The organism is Pseudonocardia alni (assembly GCF_002813375.1).
In the GTDB taxonomy this organism is placed as follows: Bacteria; Actinomycetota; Actinomycetes; order Mycobacteriales; family Pseudonocardiaceae; genus Pseudonocardia; species Pseudonocardia alni.
This window is the reverse complement of sequence record NZ_PHUJ01000003.1, coordinates 2,904,270-2,923,617: the sequence shown is the minus strand read 5'-3', so window position 1 is coordinate 2,923,617 and position 19,348 is coordinate 2,904,270. Positions and strand designations below refer to the sequence as shown.

At 75.5% G+C, this 19,348-nt stretch carries 18 protein-coding genes; 10 read left to right on the top strand and 8 right to left on the bottom strand.

The features are described from left to right. From ATL51_RS14485 to ATL51_RS14470, 4 genes are all read left to right on the top strand, one after another. A complete protein-coding gene (locus tag ATL51_RS14485; RefSeq protein WP_073576718.1) occupies positions 1-1,110 on the top strand; it encodes a 2-hydroxyacyl-CoA dehydratase family protein in 1,110 nt (369 codons plus the stop codon). Continuing rightward, positions 1,107-2,378, top strand: coding sequence for a 2-hydroxyacyl-CoA dehydratase family protein (locus ATL51_RS14480; RefSeq protein ID WP_073576717.1), 1,272 nt, complete (start codon positions 1,107-1,109; stop codon positions 2,376-2,378). Before ATL51_RS14485 ends, ATL51_RS14480 begins: the two co-directional genes overlap by 4 nt. Continuing rightward, entirely contained in the window at positions 2,371-3,909 is a 1,539-nt protein-coding gene (locus ATL51_RS14475; protein WP_073576716.1) for an MFS transporter, read from the top strand. Before ATL51_RS14480 ends, ATL51_RS14475 begins: the two co-directional genes overlap by 8 nt. A 63-nt stretch (positions 3,910-3,972) precedes the next feature. Continuing rightward, the gene (locus ATL51_RS14470; RefSeq protein WP_100878888.1) at positions 3,973-5,748 is read left to right on the top strand and encodes a CocE/NonD family hydrolase; all 1,776 of its coding nucleotides are present in this window, start codon (positions 3,973-3,975) and stop codon (positions 5,746-5,748) included. Between the two features lie 89 nt (positions 5,749-5,837). Here ATL51_RS14470 and ATL51_RS14465 read toward each other — a convergent pair whose 3' ends face one another. The 6 genes from ATL51_RS14465 to ATL51_RS14440 all read right to left on the bottom strand — a co-directional run bounded on the left by ATL51_RS14465 (position 5,838) and on the right by ATL51_RS14440 (position 9,254). Next, on the bottom strand, positions 5,838-6,149 hold the full coding sequence (locus ATL51_RS14465; protein ID WP_073576714.1) for a hypothetical protein: 312 nt from the start codon (positions 6,147-6,149) through the stop codon (positions 5,838-5,840). 59 nt (positions 6,150-6,208) lie between these two features. Further along, complete coding sequence (locus ATL51_RS14460) at positions 6,209-6,814, bottom strand: NAD(P)H-dependent oxidoreductase (RefSeq protein WP_073576713.1); 606 nt, start codon at positions 6,812-6,814, stop codon at positions 6,209-6,211. 127 nt (positions 6,815-6,941) lie between these two features. Next, on the bottom strand, positions 6,942-7,145 hold the full coding sequence (locus tag ATL51_RS14455) for a CsbD family protein (RefSeq protein WP_073576712.1): 204 nt from the start codon (positions 7,143-7,145) through the stop codon (positions 6,942-6,944). 75 nt (positions 7,146-7,220) lie between these two features. Beyond that, positions 7,221-8,018, bottom strand: coding sequence for an aldo/keto reductase (locus tag ATL51_RS14450; protein WP_073576918.1), 798 nt, complete (start codon positions 8,016-8,018; stop codon positions 7,221-7,223). 145 nt (positions 8,019-8,163) lie between these two features. Beyond that, a complete protein-coding gene (locus ATL51_RS14445) occupies positions 8,164-8,604 on the bottom strand; it encodes a CBS domain-containing protein (RefSeq protein WP_073576711.1) in 441 nt (146 codons plus the stop codon). 35 nt (positions 8,605-8,639) lie between these two features. Then, entirely contained in the window at positions 8,640-9,254 is a 615-nt protein-coding gene (locus ATL51_RS14440; protein ID WP_083658817.1) for a carboxymuconolactone decarboxylase family protein, read from the bottom strand. A gap of 191 nt (positions 9,255-9,445) precedes the next feature. Here ATL51_RS14440 and ATL51_RS14435 point away from each other — a divergent pair, with 191 nt between their 5' ends. After that, positions 9,446-10,492, top strand: a complete 1,047-nt coding sequence (locus tag ATL51_RS14435; protein WP_073576710.1) for a Glu/Leu/Phe/Val dehydrogenase dimerization domain-containing protein — start codon at positions 9,446-9,448, stop codon at positions 10,490-10,492. Continuing rightward, the gene (gene hppD, locus ATL51_RS14430; protein WP_100878887.1) at positions 10,492-11,688 is read left to right on the top strand and encodes a 4-hydroxyphenylpyruvate dioxygenase; all 1,197 of its coding nucleotides are present in this window, start codon (positions 10,492-10,494) and stop codon (positions 11,686-11,688) included. Before ATL51_RS14435 ends, hppD begins: the two co-directional genes overlap by 1 nt. Positions 11,689-11,709: 21 nt before the next feature. Here hppD and ATL51_RS14425 read toward each other — a convergent pair whose 3' ends face one another. Next, the gene (locus ATL51_RS14425; protein ID WP_100878886.1) at positions 11,710-13,107 is read right to left on the bottom strand and encodes an amidase; all 1,398 of its coding nucleotides are present in this window, start codon (positions 13,105-13,107) and stop codon (positions 11,710-11,712) included. Between the two features lie 100 nt (positions 13,108-13,207). Between ATL51_RS14425 and ATL51_RS14420 the strand changes: the two genes are divergently transcribed. From ATL51_RS14420 to ATL51_RS14405, 4 genes are all read left to right on the top strand, one after another. Continuing rightward, a complete protein-coding gene (locus ATL51_RS14420; protein WP_157818362.1) occupies positions 13,208-14,848 on the top strand; it encodes a sigma-54-dependent Fis family transcriptional regulator in 1,641 nt (546 codons plus the stop codon). Positions 14,849-14,961: 113 nt separating this feature from the next. After that, a complete protein-coding gene (locus ATL51_RS14415) occupies positions 14,962-16,074 on the top strand; it encodes an NDMA-dependent alcohol dehydrogenase (RefSeq protein WP_073576706.1) in 1,113 nt (370 codons plus the stop codon). Continuing rightward, the gene (locus tag ATL51_RS14410) at positions 16,074-17,006 is read left to right on the top strand and encodes an AAA family ATPase (RefSeq protein ID WP_100878884.1); all 933 of its coding nucleotides are present in this window, start codon (positions 16,074-16,076) and stop codon (positions 17,004-17,006) included. The genes ATL51_RS14415 and ATL51_RS14410 overlap by 1 nt, the downstream gene beginning before the upstream one ends. An 83-nt stretch (positions 17,007-17,089) precedes the next feature. Further along, positions 17,090-17,956, top strand: a complete 867-nt coding sequence (locus ATL51_RS14405; protein WP_301549027.1) for a vWA domain-containing protein — start codon at positions 17,090-17,092, stop codon at positions 17,954-17,956. Positions 17,957-18,433: 477 nt separating this feature from the next. Here the strand turns inward: ATL51_RS14405 and ATL51_RS14400 are convergent, their stop codons facing one another. Further along, positions 18,434-19,057: a DedA family protein gene (locus tag ATL51_RS14400; protein WP_100878883.1), complete on the bottom strand. Its 624-nt coding sequence runs from the start codon at positions 19,055-19,057 to the stop codon at positions 18,434-18,436. Between the last annotated feature and the right edge of the window lie 291 nt (positions 19,058-19,348).

Genomic DNA, 19,348 nt, shown 5'->3' with positions numbered 1-19,348 from the left:
ATGTCCGCAGCCCTCGCTGCGTTGCCGGCCCCTGCCCGCCCGGAGGCGGGCGACACCCGCCCGGTCGCCGGCCACGTCGGTGCCGACGTGCCGGTCGAGCTGCTCACCGCCGCCGGCTACCGCCCGCTGCGGCTGTCCGGTTCGCCGGAGGAGGACGCCTCGGCCGGACGACGCCTGCTCGGCGGCGGACTCGACCCGGTCGCCCACTCGGTGCTGACCCGGCTGCTCGACGGGGCGTACGGCCCGCTCGACGTGCTCGTCGTCTCGCGGGACTGCGAGGCCTCGCTGCGGCTGTTCTACGTGCTCCGCGAACTGCGCCGGGTCGAGCCGTCGGTCGCGCTGCCCCCGGTGCACCTGGTCGACGTCCTGCACCTGCCGCACCGCACGACGACCCGCTACGTCCTGGCCAAGGTCCGCGGTCTGCGGACCTGGCTGGGCGAGCGCTCCGGGCGCCCCGTCGGTGACGACGCGCTCGCCGCCGCCGTCGTGGCGCACGACCGGGTACGCGGCCTGCTGCGCGCCGTGGGGGACCTGCGCTCCGCCCGCCGGCTCACGGGCACCGAGTTCCTCCGGGTCGTCGACGCGGCCTGCGCCCTGCCCCCCGGCCGCGCCGCGGAGCTGCTGACGACGCTGGTCGAGGAGCTGCCCACGCGCGACCCGCGCCCCGGGCACCCCGTCCACCTCACCGGGTCCTCCCACGACGGGACCTCGGTCTATGCGGCGCTGGAGTCCGCCGGGCTGGTCGTCGTCGGCGAGGACCACGACCGCGGCGACCTGCTCGTCTCCCGTGACGTCGGCGCTCCCGGCCACCCGGCCGGCCTGGAGCTCGCGCTCGCCGAGCGGTACCAGGCCAACGGGCCGTCGGCGGCACGGTCCTCGATCGCGGAACGGGCCACGCACACCGCCGCCCGGCTCCACGCCCGGGGTGCGGCCGGCCTGCTCGGCTACGTCCGCGAGCACGACGACGCGCCGCCCTGGGACTGGCCCGCGCAACGCGCCGCCGCCGGCGTCCCGGCGGCGCTGCTGGAACGCCAGCCCTACGGCCGGATCGACCCGGAGGACCTCGACCGGGCCCTCGCCGACCTGCGCCGACCGGCGGACGCGGCGTGAGCGCCCCGGCCCGGGCGGACCGGCTTCCCAGCGCGGCCGAGGCGACGGCGTACCAGCGCCGGTGGTTCGCGGAGCTGCAGCGCGACCACCTCCCCGGGGCCCCGATGGCCCTGGTCAACGCGGACGCCCCGCAGGAGGTGTTCCGTGCGATGGGGATCCCGTACGTGGTCAACCAGTGGTGGGCGTCGATCGTGTCCGCCAAGCGGCGCACCCAGGAGCACCTGGCCCGCCTGCGCGAGCGCGGCTATCCGGACTACACCGAGCAGTACAGCTCCACCGCGCTCGGCAGCGCCTTCGACCCGGACCCGGCGAGCGCGCCCTGGGGCGGGCTCCCGATGCCCTCGATCGTGCTCGCCGAGACCACCGGCGACGCATCGCGGAAGATCTTCGACGTCTGGGGCTCCCGGCCCGGCGTCACGTTCTTCCCGTTGGAGAGCGCGGCCGCCGACACCGTCCCGGAGCGCTGGTGGGAGCTGATGCCGCACCGCTGGGAGGAGGCGGTCGGGACCGACCGCCTGGACCTCATGGTCGGTGAGCTGGAGGGACTGATCCGGTTCCTGGAGCAGACCACCGGGCGGCGGTTCTCCGAGCGGCGCTTCGCCGAGGTTCTGGCGCTCACCAACGAGCAGGAGGAGTGGAACCGGCGCACCCGGGACCTGATCGCCGCGGCGCGGCCCTGCCCGGTCGCGGTCACCGACTCCATCCCGGCCGTGATGGTGCCCCAGTGGCACCGGGGCACGGTGTGGGCGCGGGACGCGGCCCGCCGCCTGCACGACGAGGTCGCGGACCGGATCGCCGCCGGGTCGGCCGTCGCCGACCACGAGCGCGCACGGCTCATGTGGGTCGGCCGCGGCCTCTGGTTCGACCTGGACCTGTTCCGCCGGATCCAGGAGCGGTACGGCGCGGTCTTCGTGTGGTCGATGTACCTGGCCATCGCCGCCGACGGCTACCTCCGCTACGGCGACGACCCGCTGCGCACCCTCGCTGCCCGGTTCGCGGCGTTCTCCGACCAGCTCTACACGCCACCCTGGTCGGCCGAGTGGTACGTCAAGGAGGCCCGCGCGCACGGTGTCGACGGGGTCGTCCACCTGGTGTCCGACGACGCCCGGGGCAGCTGGGCGACCACCCGGGCACTGCGCGCGGCCGGGATCCCGGTGCTGGAGTTGCACGCCGACAACGTCGACGACCGCGGCACCGGGCCCGGTCACCTCGACGCGGCGGTCGGCGGGTGGCTGCAGGACGAGGTGCTGCCCCGGACCGATGGCTGAGGCGCCGGCCCCCGCGGCGGCGGGCGTCCGCCGCCCGTCCACCCCCGCGGTGCTCGCCGGCGCCCTGGTCGCGCTGTTCACCGGCTCACTCACGAACACGATCATCGGGATCGCGCTGCCCACGATCGCCGGCGAGCTGGGCGGGCAGGACCGTGCCGCCTGGGTCGCCGCGGCCGCACTGCTCACCATGGCCGCGGCGACGCCGGTGTGGGGCAAGCTCGCGGACCGGCGCGGTCCGCGCCCGGTGCTGCTGGCGGCGATCGCGCTGTTCGTCGTCGCGTCGCTGGCGGCCGGCCTCGCCCCGTCCATGGGGTGGCTGATCGCCGGGCGCGCCGTCCAGGGGGCGGCCTCCGGGGGCATCCTCGCCTGCGCGAACGCACTCGTCGCGGTGCTGGTCCCGGCGCGGGAGCGGGGCCGCTACACCGGCTGGTTCGGGCTGTCGTTCGGCACGGCGTCGGTCGCCGGGCCGCTGCTCGGCGGGCTGCTGGTCGGCCCGGGCGGGCCGGGTTGGCGGTGGTGCTTCCTCGGTGTCGTGCCGGTGACGATCGCCGCCGCGGCCCTCGTCCGCCTCGCGCCGGACCGCCGACCGGCGCGTCGCGAGGCGCCGCTGGACCACCTGGGCGCGGTCCTGCTGGCCGTGACCGCGGGCGGGCTCGTACTGCTCCTGTCGGCCGGCGGGGTGGCCTGGCCGTGGACGTCCCCGGCGACCGCGGTGCTCGGCCTCGCCGTCGTGGCGGCCGGTGCGCTCGCGATGCTGCGCGAGCGCCGCGCCGCCGACCCGATCCTGCCGCCGCGGCTGTTCGGCAGCCGCACGTTCACCCTCGCCTGCGCCGCCAGCCTGCTGGTCGGCACGGTCATGTTCGGCGGCATCATCTACCTGCCCCAGTTCCTGCAGGTCGTCCACGGCCACGACGCCATGACCGCGGGTCTGCTGATGCTGCCCCAGGTCGGGACCATGATCGTCGCCTCGGCCGTGGTCGGGCGGCTCGTCGTCCGCAGCGGCCGGTGGAAACGGTATCCCGCGGCGGGGTGCGCGCTGCTCGTCCTGGGCCTGGCCGTGCTCGCGCCGCTGACCCCGGCGACCCCGGCCTGGCAGGTGGTGACCGGGATGGCGCTGCTCGGCGCCGGGACCGGCCTGACCCAGCAGGTGCTGATGCTGGCCGCACAGGACGCCGTGGGCCCCGGTGACGTGGGGGTCGCCGGGTCCTCGGCCACGTTCGCCCGCACGCTCGGCGGCGCCGTCGGCGTCGCCGCGTTCGGTGCGGTGCTCACCGCCCGGCTGCGCACCGACCTGCCCACCGCGCTCGCGGCCGCGGGCCTGCCCACCGGGGACGACGCGGTCCGCCGGCTGCTCGGTACGCCCGCCGAGGTCGCCGCCCTTCCCGCGCCGCTGGCCGAGGCCGTCCGCGCGTCCTACACCCACGGGCTCCAGCTGGTCGTGCTGGCGACCCTGCCGGTCGCGGTGCTGGCCCTGGCCGCCGTGGCCGGGATCCGCGAGACCCCGCTCGGCGAGGCCGCGCCCGACCCCTGAGCCGCACCGCGTACGCCGCACCCACCACCCGTTGCACCACCGACCGCTGCACGGAGGCCCGTCATGCCCGGACGATCCCGCCGCACCCTGCTCGTGTCCGTACTCGTCGCTCTCGGCCTGGTGGCCGCCGTCGCCCTCGCGGTGCTCGTCGTCCCGCGGCCGGGCGGCAATGCCACGGCGTCCTCGCTCGGCTCCTACCGCCCGGACCCCGGATTCACCGAGCAGGTCAGTGAGTCCTTCCTCCTGCCGATGCGCGACGGGACCCGGCTCGCCGTCCGGCTCGACCGGCCCGCGGTGGACGGCCGCCCGGCGCCGGGACCGTTCCCGGTGCTGTGGCAGCACAGCCTGTCGACCGAGCGCAAGCCGGAGGACGGTGCGGGCCCCGCGACGGGCGGGATCCAGACGATGCCCTCGCTCACCGGGCACGGCTACGTCGTCGCCCAGGTCGCCCGGCGCGGCAACGGCCAGTCCTTCGGGGTGCGCCGCGGCTACAACGACCGGCTGGAGGCCGGCGACGCCTACGAGATCACCGAGTGGCTGGCGGCGCAGCCCTGGTCGGACGGCAACGTCGGGGTCTACGGCTGCTCCAACACCGGCGACGCCGCGATGCACGCCCTGACCGTGCGCCCGCCGCACCTGCGTGCGGTGCTCGCGGGGTGCTTCTCCTGGGGCAAGTACGACGCCTGGCGGGTCGGTGGCATCTCCGCGCAGTGGGGCTTCGGCCCGTCGCGCACCGTCGAGCAGGACCTGGCGAACGCGCCGGTCGACGGGGACGAGGACAAGGTGCTGCTGCGCGAGGCGGCGGTCGAGCACCAGAAGGCCGTACCGCTCGCCGACATGTGGCGCGGCATGCCGTACCGGGACAGCTGGACCGCGGCCACGCAGTCGCGCTTCTGGTCCGAGGGCAGCGTCGGCACCTATGACGACGAGATCCGCTCCACCGGCGTGCCGGTCTACGTCATCGGCGGGTGGCGCGACGAGCTGCGCGGCCAGGGTGTCGCCGCGCTGCTGAACGTGCCCGGCTCGCGGTTGCTGATCGGCCCCTGGAAGCACTGCGAGAACGCCGGGTTCGCGCTGGTCGAACAGGCCCACCGGTTCTTCGACCAGCATCTCAAGGGCATCGACACCGGCATCGCCGACGAGCCGCCGGTGCACTGGGCCACCCCCTCGTCGGACACCGCCGACGCGACCGGCCTGGAGTGGGAGTCCGCGCCGAGCTGGCCGCCCGCCGGGATCACCGCACGGCCCGCCGCCCTCGGCGGGGACGGTGTCCTCGGCTCCGCGGCGCACGGCGTCCGGGGCGTCACGGTCGACACGACCGTCGAGTGCCCCACCGATCCCGGTTCCGGGGCGACCATCCAGCCCTGCCACGTCCCCGGGAGCGGGACGAGCTGGACCGGGCCGGTGCTGGACCGCGACACGGTGTTCACCGGCGCGCCGGTCGCCGACCTCACCGTGCGCACCGACCGGGCCGACGGCGACGTGTTCGCCTACCTGGAGGAGATCGGCCCGGACGGGCGCACGACGGTGATCACCGAGGGCCGGCAGCGGATGTCCCTGCGCGCCGAGCACCCGCCCGCCTACGCGCTGCCCGACGGTGTGCCGTGGCACCGCGCGTACGCCGCCGACGCCGCCCCGGTGGAGCCGGGGGAGGCCGTGCGGCTGCACTTCGCGATGCTGCCGACCTCCTACCGCGTGCCGGCGGGGCACCGGGTCCAGGTCACGGTCACCGGCCACGACCCCCGGGCCACCGGCCCCGTTCCCGGTGCCGACGGTGCGCGGATGGAGGTGCTGTCCGGGCCGGGCACGCCGTCGTCGGTGACCCTGCCACAGCGCTGACGGTGCCCCGGTCATCCGGTGACGCGGGCCGACCCGGGCGGCGGGTCGCGGCCGCGTCACCGGACGGCCGGTAGCGGTGCCCGTGTGTCTCAGGCGCGTTCGACGTGTGCGCGCACCGCCGTGCCGTCGTCGGAGAGCCAGCCCTTGCTCCGGGCGTACCCGAGCATCCCGGCCAGGTCGTCCTCCCAGCCCGGGCCGACCCGACCGGCGGCGAGCCTGCGGACGGCGTCCACCCGGACCAGGACGTGCTCGCCGTCGTCGGAGAGCTCGCCGAGCCCGGTGCGGCGCACGGTGTCGGCGAGCTCCCCCTCGGTCGCTCCCTCGGTGACGACGACGTGGAACGCGCGCACGTCGCCCGGATCGACGAGCTCGACCCCGCCGGGGGTGATCCGGAAGTACATCCGACGAGGCTAACCCGTGCGGGCGTGCGATGGCCGGGTCCGTGCCGCCGCGACCGCGGTCAGCCCGCGAGCTTCCCGGCGACGGTGACCACGCGGGTGGCGAGGTGGTCGAGAGCCGCGTTGTCGGCGTCGCCGAGCGGGGCGTCGTTGTCCGCCCCGGTCACGTGCGAGGCGCCGTAGGGGTTGCCGTCGACGAACTTGGTCGGGTCGGTGTACCCGGGCGCGACGACGATCCCGCCGAAGTGGTGGATCGTGTTGTACAGCGCGAGCAGCGTGGACTCCTGGCCGCCGTGCAGGGTCTGGCTGGCGGTGAACCCGGCGTAGACCTTGTCGGCGAGCAGGCCCTGGCCCCACTGCGGGCCGAGCGAGTCGATGAAGGTCTTGAGCTGGCCCGCGATGTTGCCGTAGCGGGTGGGCGAGCCGAACAGGACGGCGTCGGCCCACACGATGTCGTCGGCGGTCGCGGCGGTGACCTCGGGGGCGGCCTCGGCGTGCGCGGCCTGCGCGTCGGTGGCCTCGCGCTCACCGGTGGTCGCCTCGCGGGCGACGCGGCGCAGGCGCACCTCGGCGCCCGCCTTCTCGCCGGCCTGCGCGGCCCGGTGGGCCATCGCGTCGACGGTGCCGGTGGCGGAGTAGTAGACGACGGCGAGCTTGACGGTGCTCATGGTTCCTCCGGTACATGTGAGGGGAGGAGCCCGGTACGGCACTGGACCCGGCTCGGTACCTCCGTCGCGTTCCCGGTGGGGGCGACCGGCATGCGTCCCGGTCACCCCCGTCACGCCGTCGGCGGACTCAGTCCTTCGAACCGCCGAACGCGTCCTTCACGTTGCCCGCGGCGTCCTTCAGCTTCTCGCCGGCGTCCTTCAGCGACGCCTTCGACTGCTCGGCCTTGCCCTCGGCCTGGAGCTCCCGGTCGCCGGTGGCCGCGCCGGCCTTCTCCTTGGCGACGCCCACGGCGTTCTCGGCCTTGTTCTTGACCTTGTCGGTGAACGACATCGACTGCCTCCTCGATGGACTGGTCGTTCGAGGATGTTCGCCCCGCCGTCCTCACGCGGACGTGACACACGTCACTCAGGACGCGATGCGGTCCACCCGGTCGGGCACCGGGCCGATCCGGCCCCGTCCGTCGGTCCGGTGCAGCGCGGCGACGGCGTCGAGGTCGGCCCCGTCGAGGGTGAACCCGGCGAGATCGCGGTTGGCGGCGATGCGCCCCGCGTCGTCGGACTTCGGAACGGCGACGGTGCCCTGCTGCAGGTGCCAGCGCAGGACCACCTGGGCGGGGGTGACGCCGTGCCGGTCGGCGATCCGGGCCAGGACCGGCTCGCCGAGGACCGCGCCGCGGCCCAGCGGGCTCCAGGCGCCGGTGACGATGCCCAGCGCGGCGTGCACCGCGCGCAGCTCCGGCTGCTGGTGGTGCGGGTGCAGCTCGACCTGGTTGAGCGCCGGGAGCCGACCGCCGAGCGAGCGGAGCCTGCGCAGGTGCGACGGTCGGAAGTTCGACACCCCGACCGCGCGGGTGCGGCCCTCGGCCAGCAGCTGCTCCATCGCCTCCCAGGTCGACAGGCAGTGCCCGAGGTCGTCGTTGGGCCAGTGCACGAGCAGCAGGTCGACGTGGTCGAGCCCCAGCCGGTCCAGGCTGCGCCGTGCCGCGCCCAGCGCGTCGGGGCGGTCGCCGTCGACGTTCCAGACCTTGGTGGTCACGAACAGCTCGGAGCGGGGCAGGCCGGAACCGGCCAGCGCGGCGCCGACGCCGGTCTCGTTCTCGTAGACGGCGGCGGTGTCGATGCTGCGGTAGCCCTGCGCGAGCGCCTCGGCGACGGCGGCGTGGGCGTCGCGGGACTCGGACACACCGAACCCGAGACGGGGCATGGCGACGCCCCCGTCCAGGAGCACGGTGTCGTCGGTGTGGGTCACCGGGAGGGTCCTCTCGACTGCGGATGGCGACGGCGGCGTCGGAGGTGGTCACCCCGTCCAGCGTCCGGCCCGGCGCCGGTGTTCCCCGCGGTGGGCCGCCTCACGGCCCGTCCGGGGCCGCCGCGCGCTCGTCGATCCGGGCCTGGATGCCCGCGTCGGAGCAGAACCCGCGACCGTGCCGCTTGAGGCAGAGCAGCCCGAGCAGCCGGCCGGCGTCGTCGACGACGGCGACCCGCCGCCGCCCGGCGTCGGCCATCGCCGCCCAGGTCGACGCCAGGTCGTCGCCGGCGTGGGCCACCCGCCCGCCGAGCGTCCCGAGGGGCGCGGCGGGCTCGTCCGGTCCGGCCCCGGTCAGGTCGGCCCGGTCGACCACCGCGAGCAGCCGTCCCGCGTCGAGGACCAGCAGCGAGTGCACCTTGGGTCGCTCGAATGCCGCCCACGCCTGCGCGACGGTCGTCGCCGGTCCACAGGTCTTGGGGAAGGTGTGCATGGCCGCGGCCACGCGCACCCCGTCCGGTGCGGTGCTCGGTGCGGTGCTCATCGCGTCCCTCCCCTCTCCGCGCGGGTTACCCGGCCTCACTCCGGCCGGAACACGGCGAGTGCCGTGGCCAGCATCGAGTAGTACCCGGTCAGCCACACCAGCGCCGCGAGGGTGTCCCGTCCCAGCACCCGCAGCGCGGTGGCGAAGGCGTCGTCGCCCAGGTCGTGCCGGGTGAGCAGGGCCCGCACGGTGGTCAGCGCGACCCGCTCGGCCTCGTCGAGGCCGTCGGGGACGCCGCCGTCGAGCAGGGCCTGCAGCTGCGCCCCGGACAGTCCGGTGTCGCGGGCGAGGCCCTCGTGCGCGGACCACTCGAAGGCCGACCCGTGGTGCACGGCGACGGCGAGAACGGCCAGCTCGCGCAGCCGGGGCGGGAGGTCGTCGTCGGTGCGCAGGGCCGCGCCGACCTGCTGCACGGCGTCGCCGATGCGCGGGGAGAACAGCATCGTCGTGAACGGGCCGAGTAGGCGGCCGGCGCCGTCGACCAGCGGGACCCGGGCCTGCGCTCCGCGCGGGCCGGTCGCGATGCGGGCGTGCAGCGCGGCGCGCTCGGGGTCCAGCCCGGCCGGGTCCGACGGCGCGGTCCGCGGGTGGACCGGCGGTCGCGGCCTGCCGCGCAGGTCGGCGGGCGTCGTGGCGTCGCTGGTCGTCACCGGTCCAGGTTACGGACGCCGGCGGCGGGCCCCGGGAGTGACGCCGATCTCCTGGACGATCCGTCCAGGTGGACCGGCACCGCGACCGGGTGACCTGCCGCCGCTGTGCAGCTCGTGATGGGCCGGTTGCGCAGATACCGGGATCGACGGTGTCCTCCCTGCACACCAGCGAGAGGCGATGGAGGCGCGGGATGGCTCTGCCCGAGTGGGACGGCGAACTGACCTCGGTCCGGTACGACCGGGGGACGGGCGCGTGGTTCGTGATCGGGGTGCACTCGACCCGTCTCGGCCCGGCGTCGGGCGGGACCCGCGCGATGGTCTACCCCTCGCCCGGCGACGCCGTCGCCGACGCCCGCCGCCTCGCCGGGGCGATGACGCTGAAGATGGCCGTCGCCGGCCTGCCGATGGGCGGCGGCAAGTCGGTGATCGCGCTCCCGGCGCCGCGCGCCGAGCTCGGCGAGGCGACCTGGCGCCGCATCCTCGAGATCCACGCGGCCAACCTGGAGCTGCTCGGCGGGAACTACACCACCGGCCCGGACGTCGGGACCTGCTCGGCCGACATGGACGTGCTGGCCGGCCTGACCCCGCACGTGTTCGGCCGGTCGGTCGCGGCGGGCGGGCCCGGCTCGTCCGGACCGATGACCGCCCTCGGGGTGTTCGCCGCGATCCGCGCGGGAGTCGCGGAGGCCGGGTTCGACGGCATCGACGGGCTGCGGGTGCTGGTCCAGGGGCTCGGCGCCGTCGGCGCCGACGTCGCCCGGCTCGCCGCCGACGCCGGGGCCAAGCTGATCGTCACCGACGTCGACCCGGCCCGCTGCGCCGCGGTCGCCGACGAGCTGGGCGCCGAGGTGGTCGGCACCGGCGCGGTGACCACCCGCGAGTGCGACGTGCTGGTGCCGTGCGCCACCGGCGGTCTGATCACCGCCGAGGTCGCCGAGACCCTCCCCACCGCGGTCGTCGCAGGCGCGGCGAACAACCTGCTCGCCGACCCGTACGCGGCCGAGGTCCTGCGCCGGCGCGGCATCGTCCACGCCCCGGACTTCGTCGCCAACGCCGGCGGCGCCATCCACCTGGTCGGCCGCGAGGTCCTCGGCTGGAGCGCCGACGCCGTCGCCGACCGGACCCGCGCGATCGGCGACACCCTGACCGGCGTCTTCGCCGACGCCCGCACGCACGGCACCACCACGGTCACCGCGGCGCAGGAGCTGGCCGCCCGCACACTGACGGGAGAGCACTGATGGACATCCTCACCGACTCCGAGAAGCTCGCCGACCTCGACGCCGCCGCCCTGCGACGCCTGGTCGGCCTCGTCGAGCACGACGACTCCGCCGACCCGTTCCCGGTCACCGGCTGGGACGCCGTGGTGTGGGCGGTCGGCAACGCCACCCAGGCCGCGCAGCTCTACCAGGTCGTCTACGGCATGGAGCTCGTCGCGTACTCCGGGCCGGAGACCGGCAACCGCGACCACCACTCCTACGTGCTGCGCTCGGGCGCGGTCCGGTTCGAGCTGCGTGGCGCCGTCGACCCGGACAGCCCGGTCGCCGACCACCACCGCCGGCACGGCGACGGCATCGTCGACATCGCCCTCGAGGTCCCCGACGTCGACCGCTGCCTCGCCCACGCCCGCGCCCAGGGGGCCACCGTGCTGGTCGAGCCGCACGACACGGCCGACGAGCACGGCACCGTGCGCTCCGCCGCGATCGCCACCTACGGCGACACCCGGCACACCCTCGTCGACCGGTCCCGCTACACCGGCCCGTACCTGCCCGGCCACGTCGCCCGCAGCTCCTCGGTGGACCGGCCCGCGGACGCGCCGCGCCGGCTGTTCCAGGCGCTCGACCACGTCGTCGGGAACGTCGAGTACGGGCGCATGGACTCCTGGGTGGACTTCTACCACCGGATCATGGGCTTCACGAACATGGCCGAGTTCATCGGCGACGACATCGCCACCGACTACTCGGCGCTGATGAGCAAGGTCGTCGCGTCGGGCAACCACCGGGTGAAGTTCCCGCTCAACGAGCCCAGCCCCGGTCGTCGGAAATCCCAGATCGACGAGTACCTGGACTTCCACCGCGGCCCCGGCGCCCAGCACCTCGCGCTGGCGACGAACGACATCCTCACCACCGTCGACGTGCTGCGCGCCCGGGGTGTCGAGTTCCTCGACACCCCGGACGCCTACTACTCCGACCCGGAGCTGCGGGCCCGGATCGGGTCGGTGCGGGTGCCGATCGCCGAGCTGGCGTCCCGCGGGATCCTCGTCGACCGGGACGAGGACGGCTATCTGCTGCAGATCTTCACCAAGCCGGTCGGGGACCGGCCCACGGTGTTCTTCGAGCTCATCGAGCGGCACGGCTCGCTCGGCTTCGGCAAGGGCAACTTCAAGGCGCTGTTCGAGGCGATCGAGCGGGAGCAGGAGCGGCGCGGCAACGTCTGAGCGGTGCGTGTCCGGGCCGGGTCAGTCCCGGATCCGCCGCCAGGGGCGGTCGGCCTCGATCGCGTACGCCAGCTCCAGCAGCGTCCGTTCGTCGCCGACCGTGCCCTCCAGGTGCACCCCCACCGGCAGCCCGCCGGCCGTCGCCCCGGCGGGCAGCGCGATGGCGGGCGCCCCGGCGACGTTGGCCAGCGGGGTGAACGCCACGTAGTCGAGCAGCCGGGCGGTGAGCTGCTCGATCGGCACCGTCGGCGCGAGCCACCCGATCTCCGGCGGGGTGTGCGCGAGCACCGGGGAGAGCAGCACGTCGTGCCGGGTGAACAGCTCGGCGTGGGTGGCCGCGACCCTGCGCAGGCGGTGCAGGAACACCGGGGTGCGGGCCAGCGCGCGACGGTAGTGGTCGGCCAGGCCGTGGGTCAGGCCGTCGAGACGGTGCGGGGCGAAGGTGCGCCCGTGCAGCAGCCGGCCACCGGTGACCACGGAGAACGCGAGCAGCCCCCAGTAGTCGAGGAAGTCGTCGACGAACCGGGTCCCCACCCCGGTGACGGCGTCGGACACCTCGTGTCCCTGCTTGGCGAGCAGCTCGGCGACGGCGGTGACGGTCTCGCGGGTGTCGGCGTCGACGGCGGCGCCGGTGGGGGACTCCAGCAGCAGCCCGACCCGCAGGCGTCGCCGGGCGGGGCCCTCGACCAGGCCCAGCGGTGGCAGCGCCGGGTTGCGGCGCCCGCGGTCGGCGGCGCCGAGGAACACCGCGGTGTCGCGGACCGAGCGGGACACCACGCCGTCGGCGACGAGGTCGATCGGCATCCGGGCGCCGGTCGCGTTCGGCGCGAGCCGCCCGCGCGACGGCTTGAGCCCGACCAGCCCGCAGGCCGCGGCCGGGATGCGGATCGAGCCGCCGCCGTCGTTGGCGTGGGCCAGCGGCACCACGCCGGCGGCCACGAGCGCGGCCGCCCCGCCCGACGACGCCCCGGCCGAGAAGCGCGGGTCCCACGGGTTGCGGGTCGGCTCGGCGTCGGCGAACTCGGTGGAGGCGTTCAGCCCGTACTCCGGCATCCGGGTCGTGCCCAGCAGGTCCAGCCCGCACGCGAGCAGCTGCCGGGTCACCTCGGCGTGCTCGCGCGACGGGGCGGGGACGAACGCCCGGGTGCCGTGGCCCGCGGGCCAGCCCCGGACCTCGACGTTGTCCTTGACCAGCGTCGGCACCCCGGCCAGCGGACCGTCGGCGTCCCCGGTGACGGGGTCGGCGGTGCGGTCCAGGGCGAGGCCGTGCAGGTGCGGCTCGACCCGGGCGGCGCGCGCGGCGACGGCGGCGCGCAGCTCGGGGGGCGCGACCTCACGGCGGCGCAGCCGCTCGGCGAGGGCGACGGCGTCGTCGTCGCCCAGGGCGTCGTCGGTGAACGCGTGCACGCGTCGGTCCATGTCGGACGATCCTGCACCCCGCCCGCCCGCGCACGACCGGGGACCCGGCCGGGCGCGGGTAGTGTCGCCTCCGTCACCACGGTCACGGAAGGTGTGCGCCATGGGTTCCGACGGAGCCGTCGGCCGATCCGCCCCGGGGGGCGTGCGCGAGCACATCGCCTCGTCCTGGCGGCGTGCGCGGCTGGCGGGCATCGACCCGGACGGCGCCGACCGGCCGGAGGTCACGGAGGTCGATCGGGTCGGCCGGCTCGCCGTCGCCGCGGAGCCGGTGCTGCGGGCGCTGGCGGCCGAGCTCGCCGGTGAGCCGTTCTCGGTGCAGCTCGCCGACCGCGACTGCCGGATCCTCGACATCTGGTGCGACGACCGCACCCTCGCCTCGGCCTTCGACGACATCGGCCTGGTGGTCGGGGCGGCCGCCGACGAGCAGGTGCTGGGGACCAACGGGATCGGCACGGCCGCCGAGACCGGCCGCGGCATCGCGGTCCACGGCGAGGAGCACTTCCTGGCCGGGCTCAAGGGCGTCAGCTGCTTCGGCCACCCGATCCGGCACCCGCTGCGAGGCCGCACCGAGGGCGTCCTCGACATCACCGTCGCCGGCGGGCGTGCGCACCCGCTGTTCGCACCGCTGCTGTCGCGGGCCGCCCGGGACATCGAGGAGCGGATCGTCGAGACCGCCCGCGACGGCGACCGCAGGCTGTTCCTCGCCTTCCAGGAGGCCACCCGTCGGCGCTCGTCGCCGATCGCGGTCCTCGGCTCGGACGTGGTGCTGACCAACCGCAGCGCCGTCACCGTGCTGGGCGAGGGCGGGATGGACCTGCTCGCGACGCTGCGGACCGAGGTCGTCGAGAACGGCCCGCTGACCCGGGTGCTGGAGGCGCCCGACGGCGCCGGGATCCGGGTACGGGCCGAGACCGTCGCGGACACCGCGGACGGGGTGCTGTTCCACCTCGTCCCGGTCCGTGCGGCGCCGCGCGAGCCGGTCCGCCGCACCGCGCGTCCGGTTCCCACCGGGCGCTCGGTGCTGGTCGCGGGTGAGCCCGGGACGGGGCGCAGCACCGAGGCGGCCCGGCTGCTCGGCACCGCCGACCCGGTCGTGCTGGCGGCCACCGACGCCCTCACCGGACCGTCCCGGCACTGGGCGGCCCGGCTGTCCGCGCTGGTCGGGAAGGGGGCGCCCGCGGTCGTCGTCGACGACGTGGACGTCCTGCCCGACGAGCTCTGCACCGTGCTCCGCCCGCTGCTCGACGCCGGCCCGACCCGTCTCGTGCTCACCTGCGGCCCGGTCGAGGAGCTGTCCGTCCCGGCGGCGCGGCTGGTCGCCCGGTGCGCGAGCCGCGTCGAGCTCGCGCCGCTGCGCGAACGCCGCGACGAGCTGCCCGGGCTGGTCGCCGACATCGCCGCACGGGTCCGGCCGGGCCGGGAGCTGATCCTGACCCGGTCCGCGGTCGCGGCGCTGTCCGCGTACGCCTGGCCGGGCAACCTGACCGAGCTGACCCGGGTCGTGACCGAGCTGGCGCACCTGCCCGGGACCCGCCGGATCGACGTCGACGATCTGCCGGAGCACCTGCGGCCCGGTCCGCGGACCACCCGGCTCGGCGGCCGGGAGCGCGCCGAACGGGTCGCGATCCAGCACGCCCTGACGGTCGCGGGCGGCAACAAGCGCGAGGCCGCACGGGCGCTCGGGATCAGCCGCACCACCCTGTACCGCCGGATGCGCGCGCTCGACGTGGCGGAGACGTAGCCCGCCCGGTATGAGCCAGTGCGCACGTGTCCACATGTGGAACACGCCACACCCCCGGGGGTGGGACAGGATCCGGGTCGACACCGACGTCACCAGCGCAGAGGAGCGTGCCCGTGAAGACCACGGCAGCAGTCGTCTACGAGGCCGGCAAGCCGATCGAGATCGAGGAGCTCGAGCTCGACGGGCCGCAGCAGGGTGAGGTCCTCATCCGCTACACCCACGCCGGGCTGTGCCACTCCGACGTCCACATCGCGCACGGCGACCTCGAGGCGCGCCTGCCGATGGTCCTCGGGCACGAGGGCGCCGGGATCATCGAGGACGTCGGCCCGGGTGTCACCCGGGTGAAGCCGGGCGACCACGTCGTCTGCTCGTTCATCCCCAACTGCGGGGTCTGCCGCTGGTGCGCGACCGGGCAGCAGGCCATCTGCGACATGGGCGCGACCATCCTCGAGGGCTACCTGCCGGGCGAGCGCTTCCCCTTCACCGGGCCGAAGGGCCAGTACGGCGCGATGTGCATGCTGGGCACGTTCTCCCAGTACTCCACGATCCACCAGAACTCGGTGGTGAAGGTCGACGACGACCTCCCGCTGGACAAGGCCGTGCTCGTCGGCTGCGGCGTGCCCACCGGGTGGGGCTCCGCGGTCAACGCGGCGAAGGTCGAGCCGGGCGACACGGTGATCGTCGCCGGCGTCGGCGGCATCGGCATCAACGCCGTCCAGGGCGCCCGCTATGCCGGCGCGAAGAACCTCATCGCCGTCGACCCGCTGGCCAACAAGCGCGAGAAGGCGATGGAGCTCGGCGCCACGCACGCCGTCGCCACCGCCGCCGAGGCCGGTGACCTGGCCCGCGCGATGACCAACGGCAACGGCGCGGACAAGACGATCGTCACCGCGGGCATCGTGACCGAGGAGATCGTCACCGGCGCGTTCGAGAACACCGGCAAGGGCGGCACCGTCGTGCTGACCGGCCTGAACAAGCTCTCGACGACCAATGTCCAGCTGCCGGGCTCGATCCTGACCCTGTTCAAGAAGACGGTGAAGGGCTCGCTGTTCGGCGACTGCAACCCGACCGTCGACATCCCGAAGATCCTCGGCCTCTACCAGAGCGGGGACCTGAAGCTCGACGAGATCATCACGCGGACCTACACCCTCGACCAGGTCAACGAGGGCTACGACGACCTGCTCAACGGCAAGAACGTCCGCGGCGTCCTCGTGCACGAGCACTGATGGGGTCTGTCACGAACCCCGCGGGACCGGCTGCCGCCGGTCCCGCGGGGACCCCCGTCGTCGGCCGCGGCCGGGAGGTCGAGCTCCTCGTCGCGGCGCTGGAGGCCGGCGCCCACGTCGTCCTGGAGGGCCCGCCGGGCACCGGGAAGACGACGCTGCTGCGGTCGGTGGCCGAGGAGGCCGAGCTCCCGTTCGTGTTCGTCGAGGGCAACGCCGAGCTCACCCCGGCCCGGCTGGTCGGGCACTTCGACCCGGCCCAGGTCCTGGAGCGGGGCTACAACCCCGAGACCTTCGTCGACGGCCCGCTGGCCGAGGCGCTGCGCTCCGGGGCGCTGCTCTACGTCGAGGAGATCAACCGGATCCCGGAGGAGACCCTCAACGTCCTCATCACCGTGATGAGCGAGGGCGAGCTGCACGTGCCCCGGCTGGGCCGGATCACCGCGCACGGGGGATTCCGGTTGGTCGCCGCGATGAATCCGTTCGACGCCGTCGGCACCGCCCGGATCTCCTCTGCCGTCTACGACCGGGTCTGTCGGATCGCGATGGGCTACCAGACCGCCGGGGACGAGACCGCGGTCGTCGCGCTGCGCGGCCCCGAGGTCGACGAGCAGTGGCGCGCCAAGGTCGTCTCCCTGGTCCGGCGCACCCGCGAGCACCCGGACGTGCACGTCGGCTCCTCGGTCCGCGGCGCGATCGACATCGTCCGCATCACCACCGCGCTGGCGGCCCGCCGCGGCCGGAAGACCACCGACTGGCGCGCCGGGCTGGACGCGGCGCTGGTCGCGTTGTCCGGCCGCATCCGGCTCGCCGAGTCCGGCTCCCGCAGCGCCGAGGACATCGTCCGCGAGCTGTACACGGCCGAGTTCGGCCGGGAACCCGCCGACGATGCCGACGAGGCCCCGGACGGCGGTGATGCGTCGGGGGGAGCCTGAGCCCGCCACCGGCGGGCGGTCCCCGGCCCGCGGACGGCTCCTCCCGTCCGTCCCGGCCGCGTGCGCGCCCGGAGGACCGCACGGTGGCCCGCAGCTCCCTGGCGGGCCACCCGGGGTTCACCGAGATCTCGCCCGAGGTCGGGGTGCTCGACCCCGACGCGTTCGACGCCGCGCTGGCCGAGCGTCCCGACGAGACGCTGACGCTGCTCGTCGACATGGGCAAGGCCACCGACGAGAAGCTGCGGGCGGCGGCCCGCAGGCTCGCCGGCCGGGTCGTGCTGGAGATCGGCCGCTCCGGCCGGGTCACCCGGCGCGGGATCGGCAGGCTGCGTGCGGTCCCGGCCGACCGCGGCGGTGACCTGGACCTGGACGCCTCGCTGGGCGCGGTCGCCGAGGCCCGCGCGGCGCGGCGACCGGTCGGGCTCGACGAGCTGACCGCGCGCACCTGGGCGCGGCCCGCGCTCGCGTTGTGCCTGGTGGTGGACGCGTCCGGGTCGATGGGCGGGGACCGGCTCGCCGCGGCGGCGCTGACCGCCGCGGCCTGCGCGTTCCGGGCGCCCGGTGACTACGCGGTGCTGTCGTTCGCGGCCGAGACCCGGGTCCTGCGCGACATCGGGTCCACCCGTCCGCCGTCGGCGGTCGTCGACCGGGTGCTGGGTCTGCGCGGGCACGGGGTGACCGCGCTGTCCGGTGCGTTGCGGGCGGCCACCGCGCAGCTGGAACGGACGCGGGCGGAGCGGCGGATCGTCGTGCTGCTCTCGGACTGCCGGGCCACCGACGACCACGACCCGGTCCCGGCGGCGCGGCGGGTCCCGGAGCTGCTGATCCTGGCCCCGGAGTCCGACCACGAGCAGGCGGCCGAGCTGGCCGCGCGCAGCAACGCGCGGTGGGCGCCGGTCGCCGGCCCGTCGGACGCACCGGGGGTGCTGCGGTCCCTCCTGGGTGGCTGAGTTCCGCCCGGGACCCAGCCACCCAGGACGTTCACGGCCCGGGAGACGACGAGCGCGATCGTCACCAGCGACACCAGCGCCTGGACGAGCATCAGCATCGTCGTCCACCGGCTCAGCGGCATCACGTCGGTGGGGCTGAACGCGGTGGCGTTGGTGGACGACAGGTCCAGGTAGTCGGCGAAGCGGGGCTCCCGGGCGGCCTCGTGCAGGAGGCCCTCGAGCAGCCCGGCCGTCATCGCGGACCCGGACCGGCTGATCCCCGGGGCGGGCGCGGCGATCCGGGCCGCGCCGACCGTCACCACGTCACGCGCCCGCGGCGATCGCCTCGGCCCAGGTCGACGTGCTCACCGCGTGGTCCTCTCCCGTGGTCCGGCCGCCCGGGCCGGACGGTGCTCGCCGCGGGTGCCCCGGCGGGTGCCGACACGCCGGAGGTGCCCCGGGACGTCGGGGACGTTCGGCGCGAGGGGATCGACGCGGTCAGGACCGGGCGTCGGCGCGACGTCGCGAGCCGGTGGCCCGCACGATCGCGGTGCGCCCGAGGACCAGGGTCAGCCCGACGGCGATCCCGCCGACGACGAGCAGCCAGGGCCGCGACTCCAGGTCGGTGGCGAGCCGGTCCCCGGCCGCGTAGCCGATCCCGACGAGCACCGCGGCGCGCACCGCGCTGGTCGGGATGATCCAGGCCAGGAAGCGGCGGTAGCCGACCTTGGACAGCCCGGCGGCCAGGTAGGCCGGGATCGCGCCGATGTCGACGAGCTTGGCGCCGATGACGATCCGCGGCAGGTGCGTGTGGACCTCGCGGGTCAGCACCTCGCGGCGCTCCTCGGTCAGGCCCAGCCGGTTCAGCACGCGGGCGATGGCCGGCCGGTCGCCGTTGCGGCCCAGCGCGTAGAGCGCGGTGTCCCCGACGACGTCGGCGACCAGCGCGGCCAGCCACACCCCCCACCAGGGGAGCTGCCCGGCCCCGGCGAGCGCGGCGGCGGCGACGGTGACGATCGGACCCTCGAGGAACGCCCCGACCCCGATCACGAGGAGCGACCGGACGGGCGCAGCAGGGATCGCGGCCAGCAGTGCGGCCACGGTGTCCGCGAGTCCGAACACGATCGCCTCCCATCAGGTCCTACACCGAATGGTGCCCTGTGTGCCGCACGAGGCGGCGGGCGGCCCGTCGTCGTCGCACGACGCGGGGTCCTCGTCACCGGGCGTGACGGCGTCGTCCGGTGGCGGTGTCGAGTCCCGTGGCCGGGCCGGCCGCCGGGTCTCCCGGGGCGTCGTTGCCCGGCACATCGATCGTCCCACCGTCGACGGGGATCGGCAGGGCCGGAGGACCCGCCACGGCCGTGAGCACGGCCACCGGTAGTACCGGTCCGGTGAGCGCGTCCCCCGTCCGGG

Coding starts and splice junctions, on each gene's coding strand:
- ATL51_RS14485 (WP_073576718.1), top strand. CDS start 1: ATGTCCGCAGCCCTCGCTGCGTTGCCGGCCCCTGCCCGCCCGGAGGCG.
- ATL51_RS14475 (WP_073576716.1), top strand. CDS start 2,371: ATGGCTGAGGCGCCGGCCCCCGCGGCGGCGGGCGTCCGCCGCCCGTCC.
- ATL51_RS14470 (WP_100878888.1), top strand. CDS start 3,973: ATGCCCGGACGATCCCGCCGCACCCTGCTCGTGTCCGTACTCGTCGCT.
- ATL51_RS14465 (WP_073576714.1), bottom strand. CDS start 6,149: ATGTACTTCCGGATCACCCCCGGCGGGGTCGAGCTCGTCGATCCGGGC.
- ATL51_RS14460 (WP_073576713.1), bottom strand. CDS start 6,814: ATGAGCACCGTCAAGCTCGCCGTCGTCTACTACTCCGCCACCGGCACC.
- ATL51_RS14455 (WP_073576712.1), bottom strand. CDS start 7,145: ATGTCGTTCACCGACAAGGTCAAGAACAAGGCCGAGAACGCCGTGGGC.
- ATL51_RS14450 (WP_073576918.1), bottom strand. CDS start 8,018: ATGCCCCGTCTCGGGTTCGGTGTGTCCGAGTCCCGCGACGCCCACGCC.
- ATL51_RS14445 (WP_073576711.1), bottom strand. CDS start 8,604: ATGAGCACCGCACCGAGCACCGCACCGGACGGGGTGCGCGTGGCCGCG.
- ATL51_RS14435 (WP_073576710.1), top strand. CDS start 9,446: ATGGCTCTGCCCGAGTGGGACGGCGAACTGACCTCGGTCCGGTACGAC.
- hppD (WP_100878887.1), top strand. CDS start 10,492: ATGGACATCCTCACCGACTCCGAGAAGCTCGCCGACCTCGACGCCGCC.
- ATL51_RS14425 (WP_100878886.1), bottom strand. CDS start 13,107: ATGGACCGACGCGTGCACGCGTTCACCGACGACGCCCTGGGCGACGAC.
- ATL51_RS14420 (WP_157818362.1), top strand. CDS start 13,208: ATGGGTTCCGACGGAGCCGTCGGCCGATCCGCCCCGGGGGGCGTGCGC.
- ATL51_RS14410 (WP_100878884.1), top strand. CDS start 16,074: ATGGGGTCTGTCACGAACCCCGCGGGACCGGCTGCCGCCGGTCCCGCG.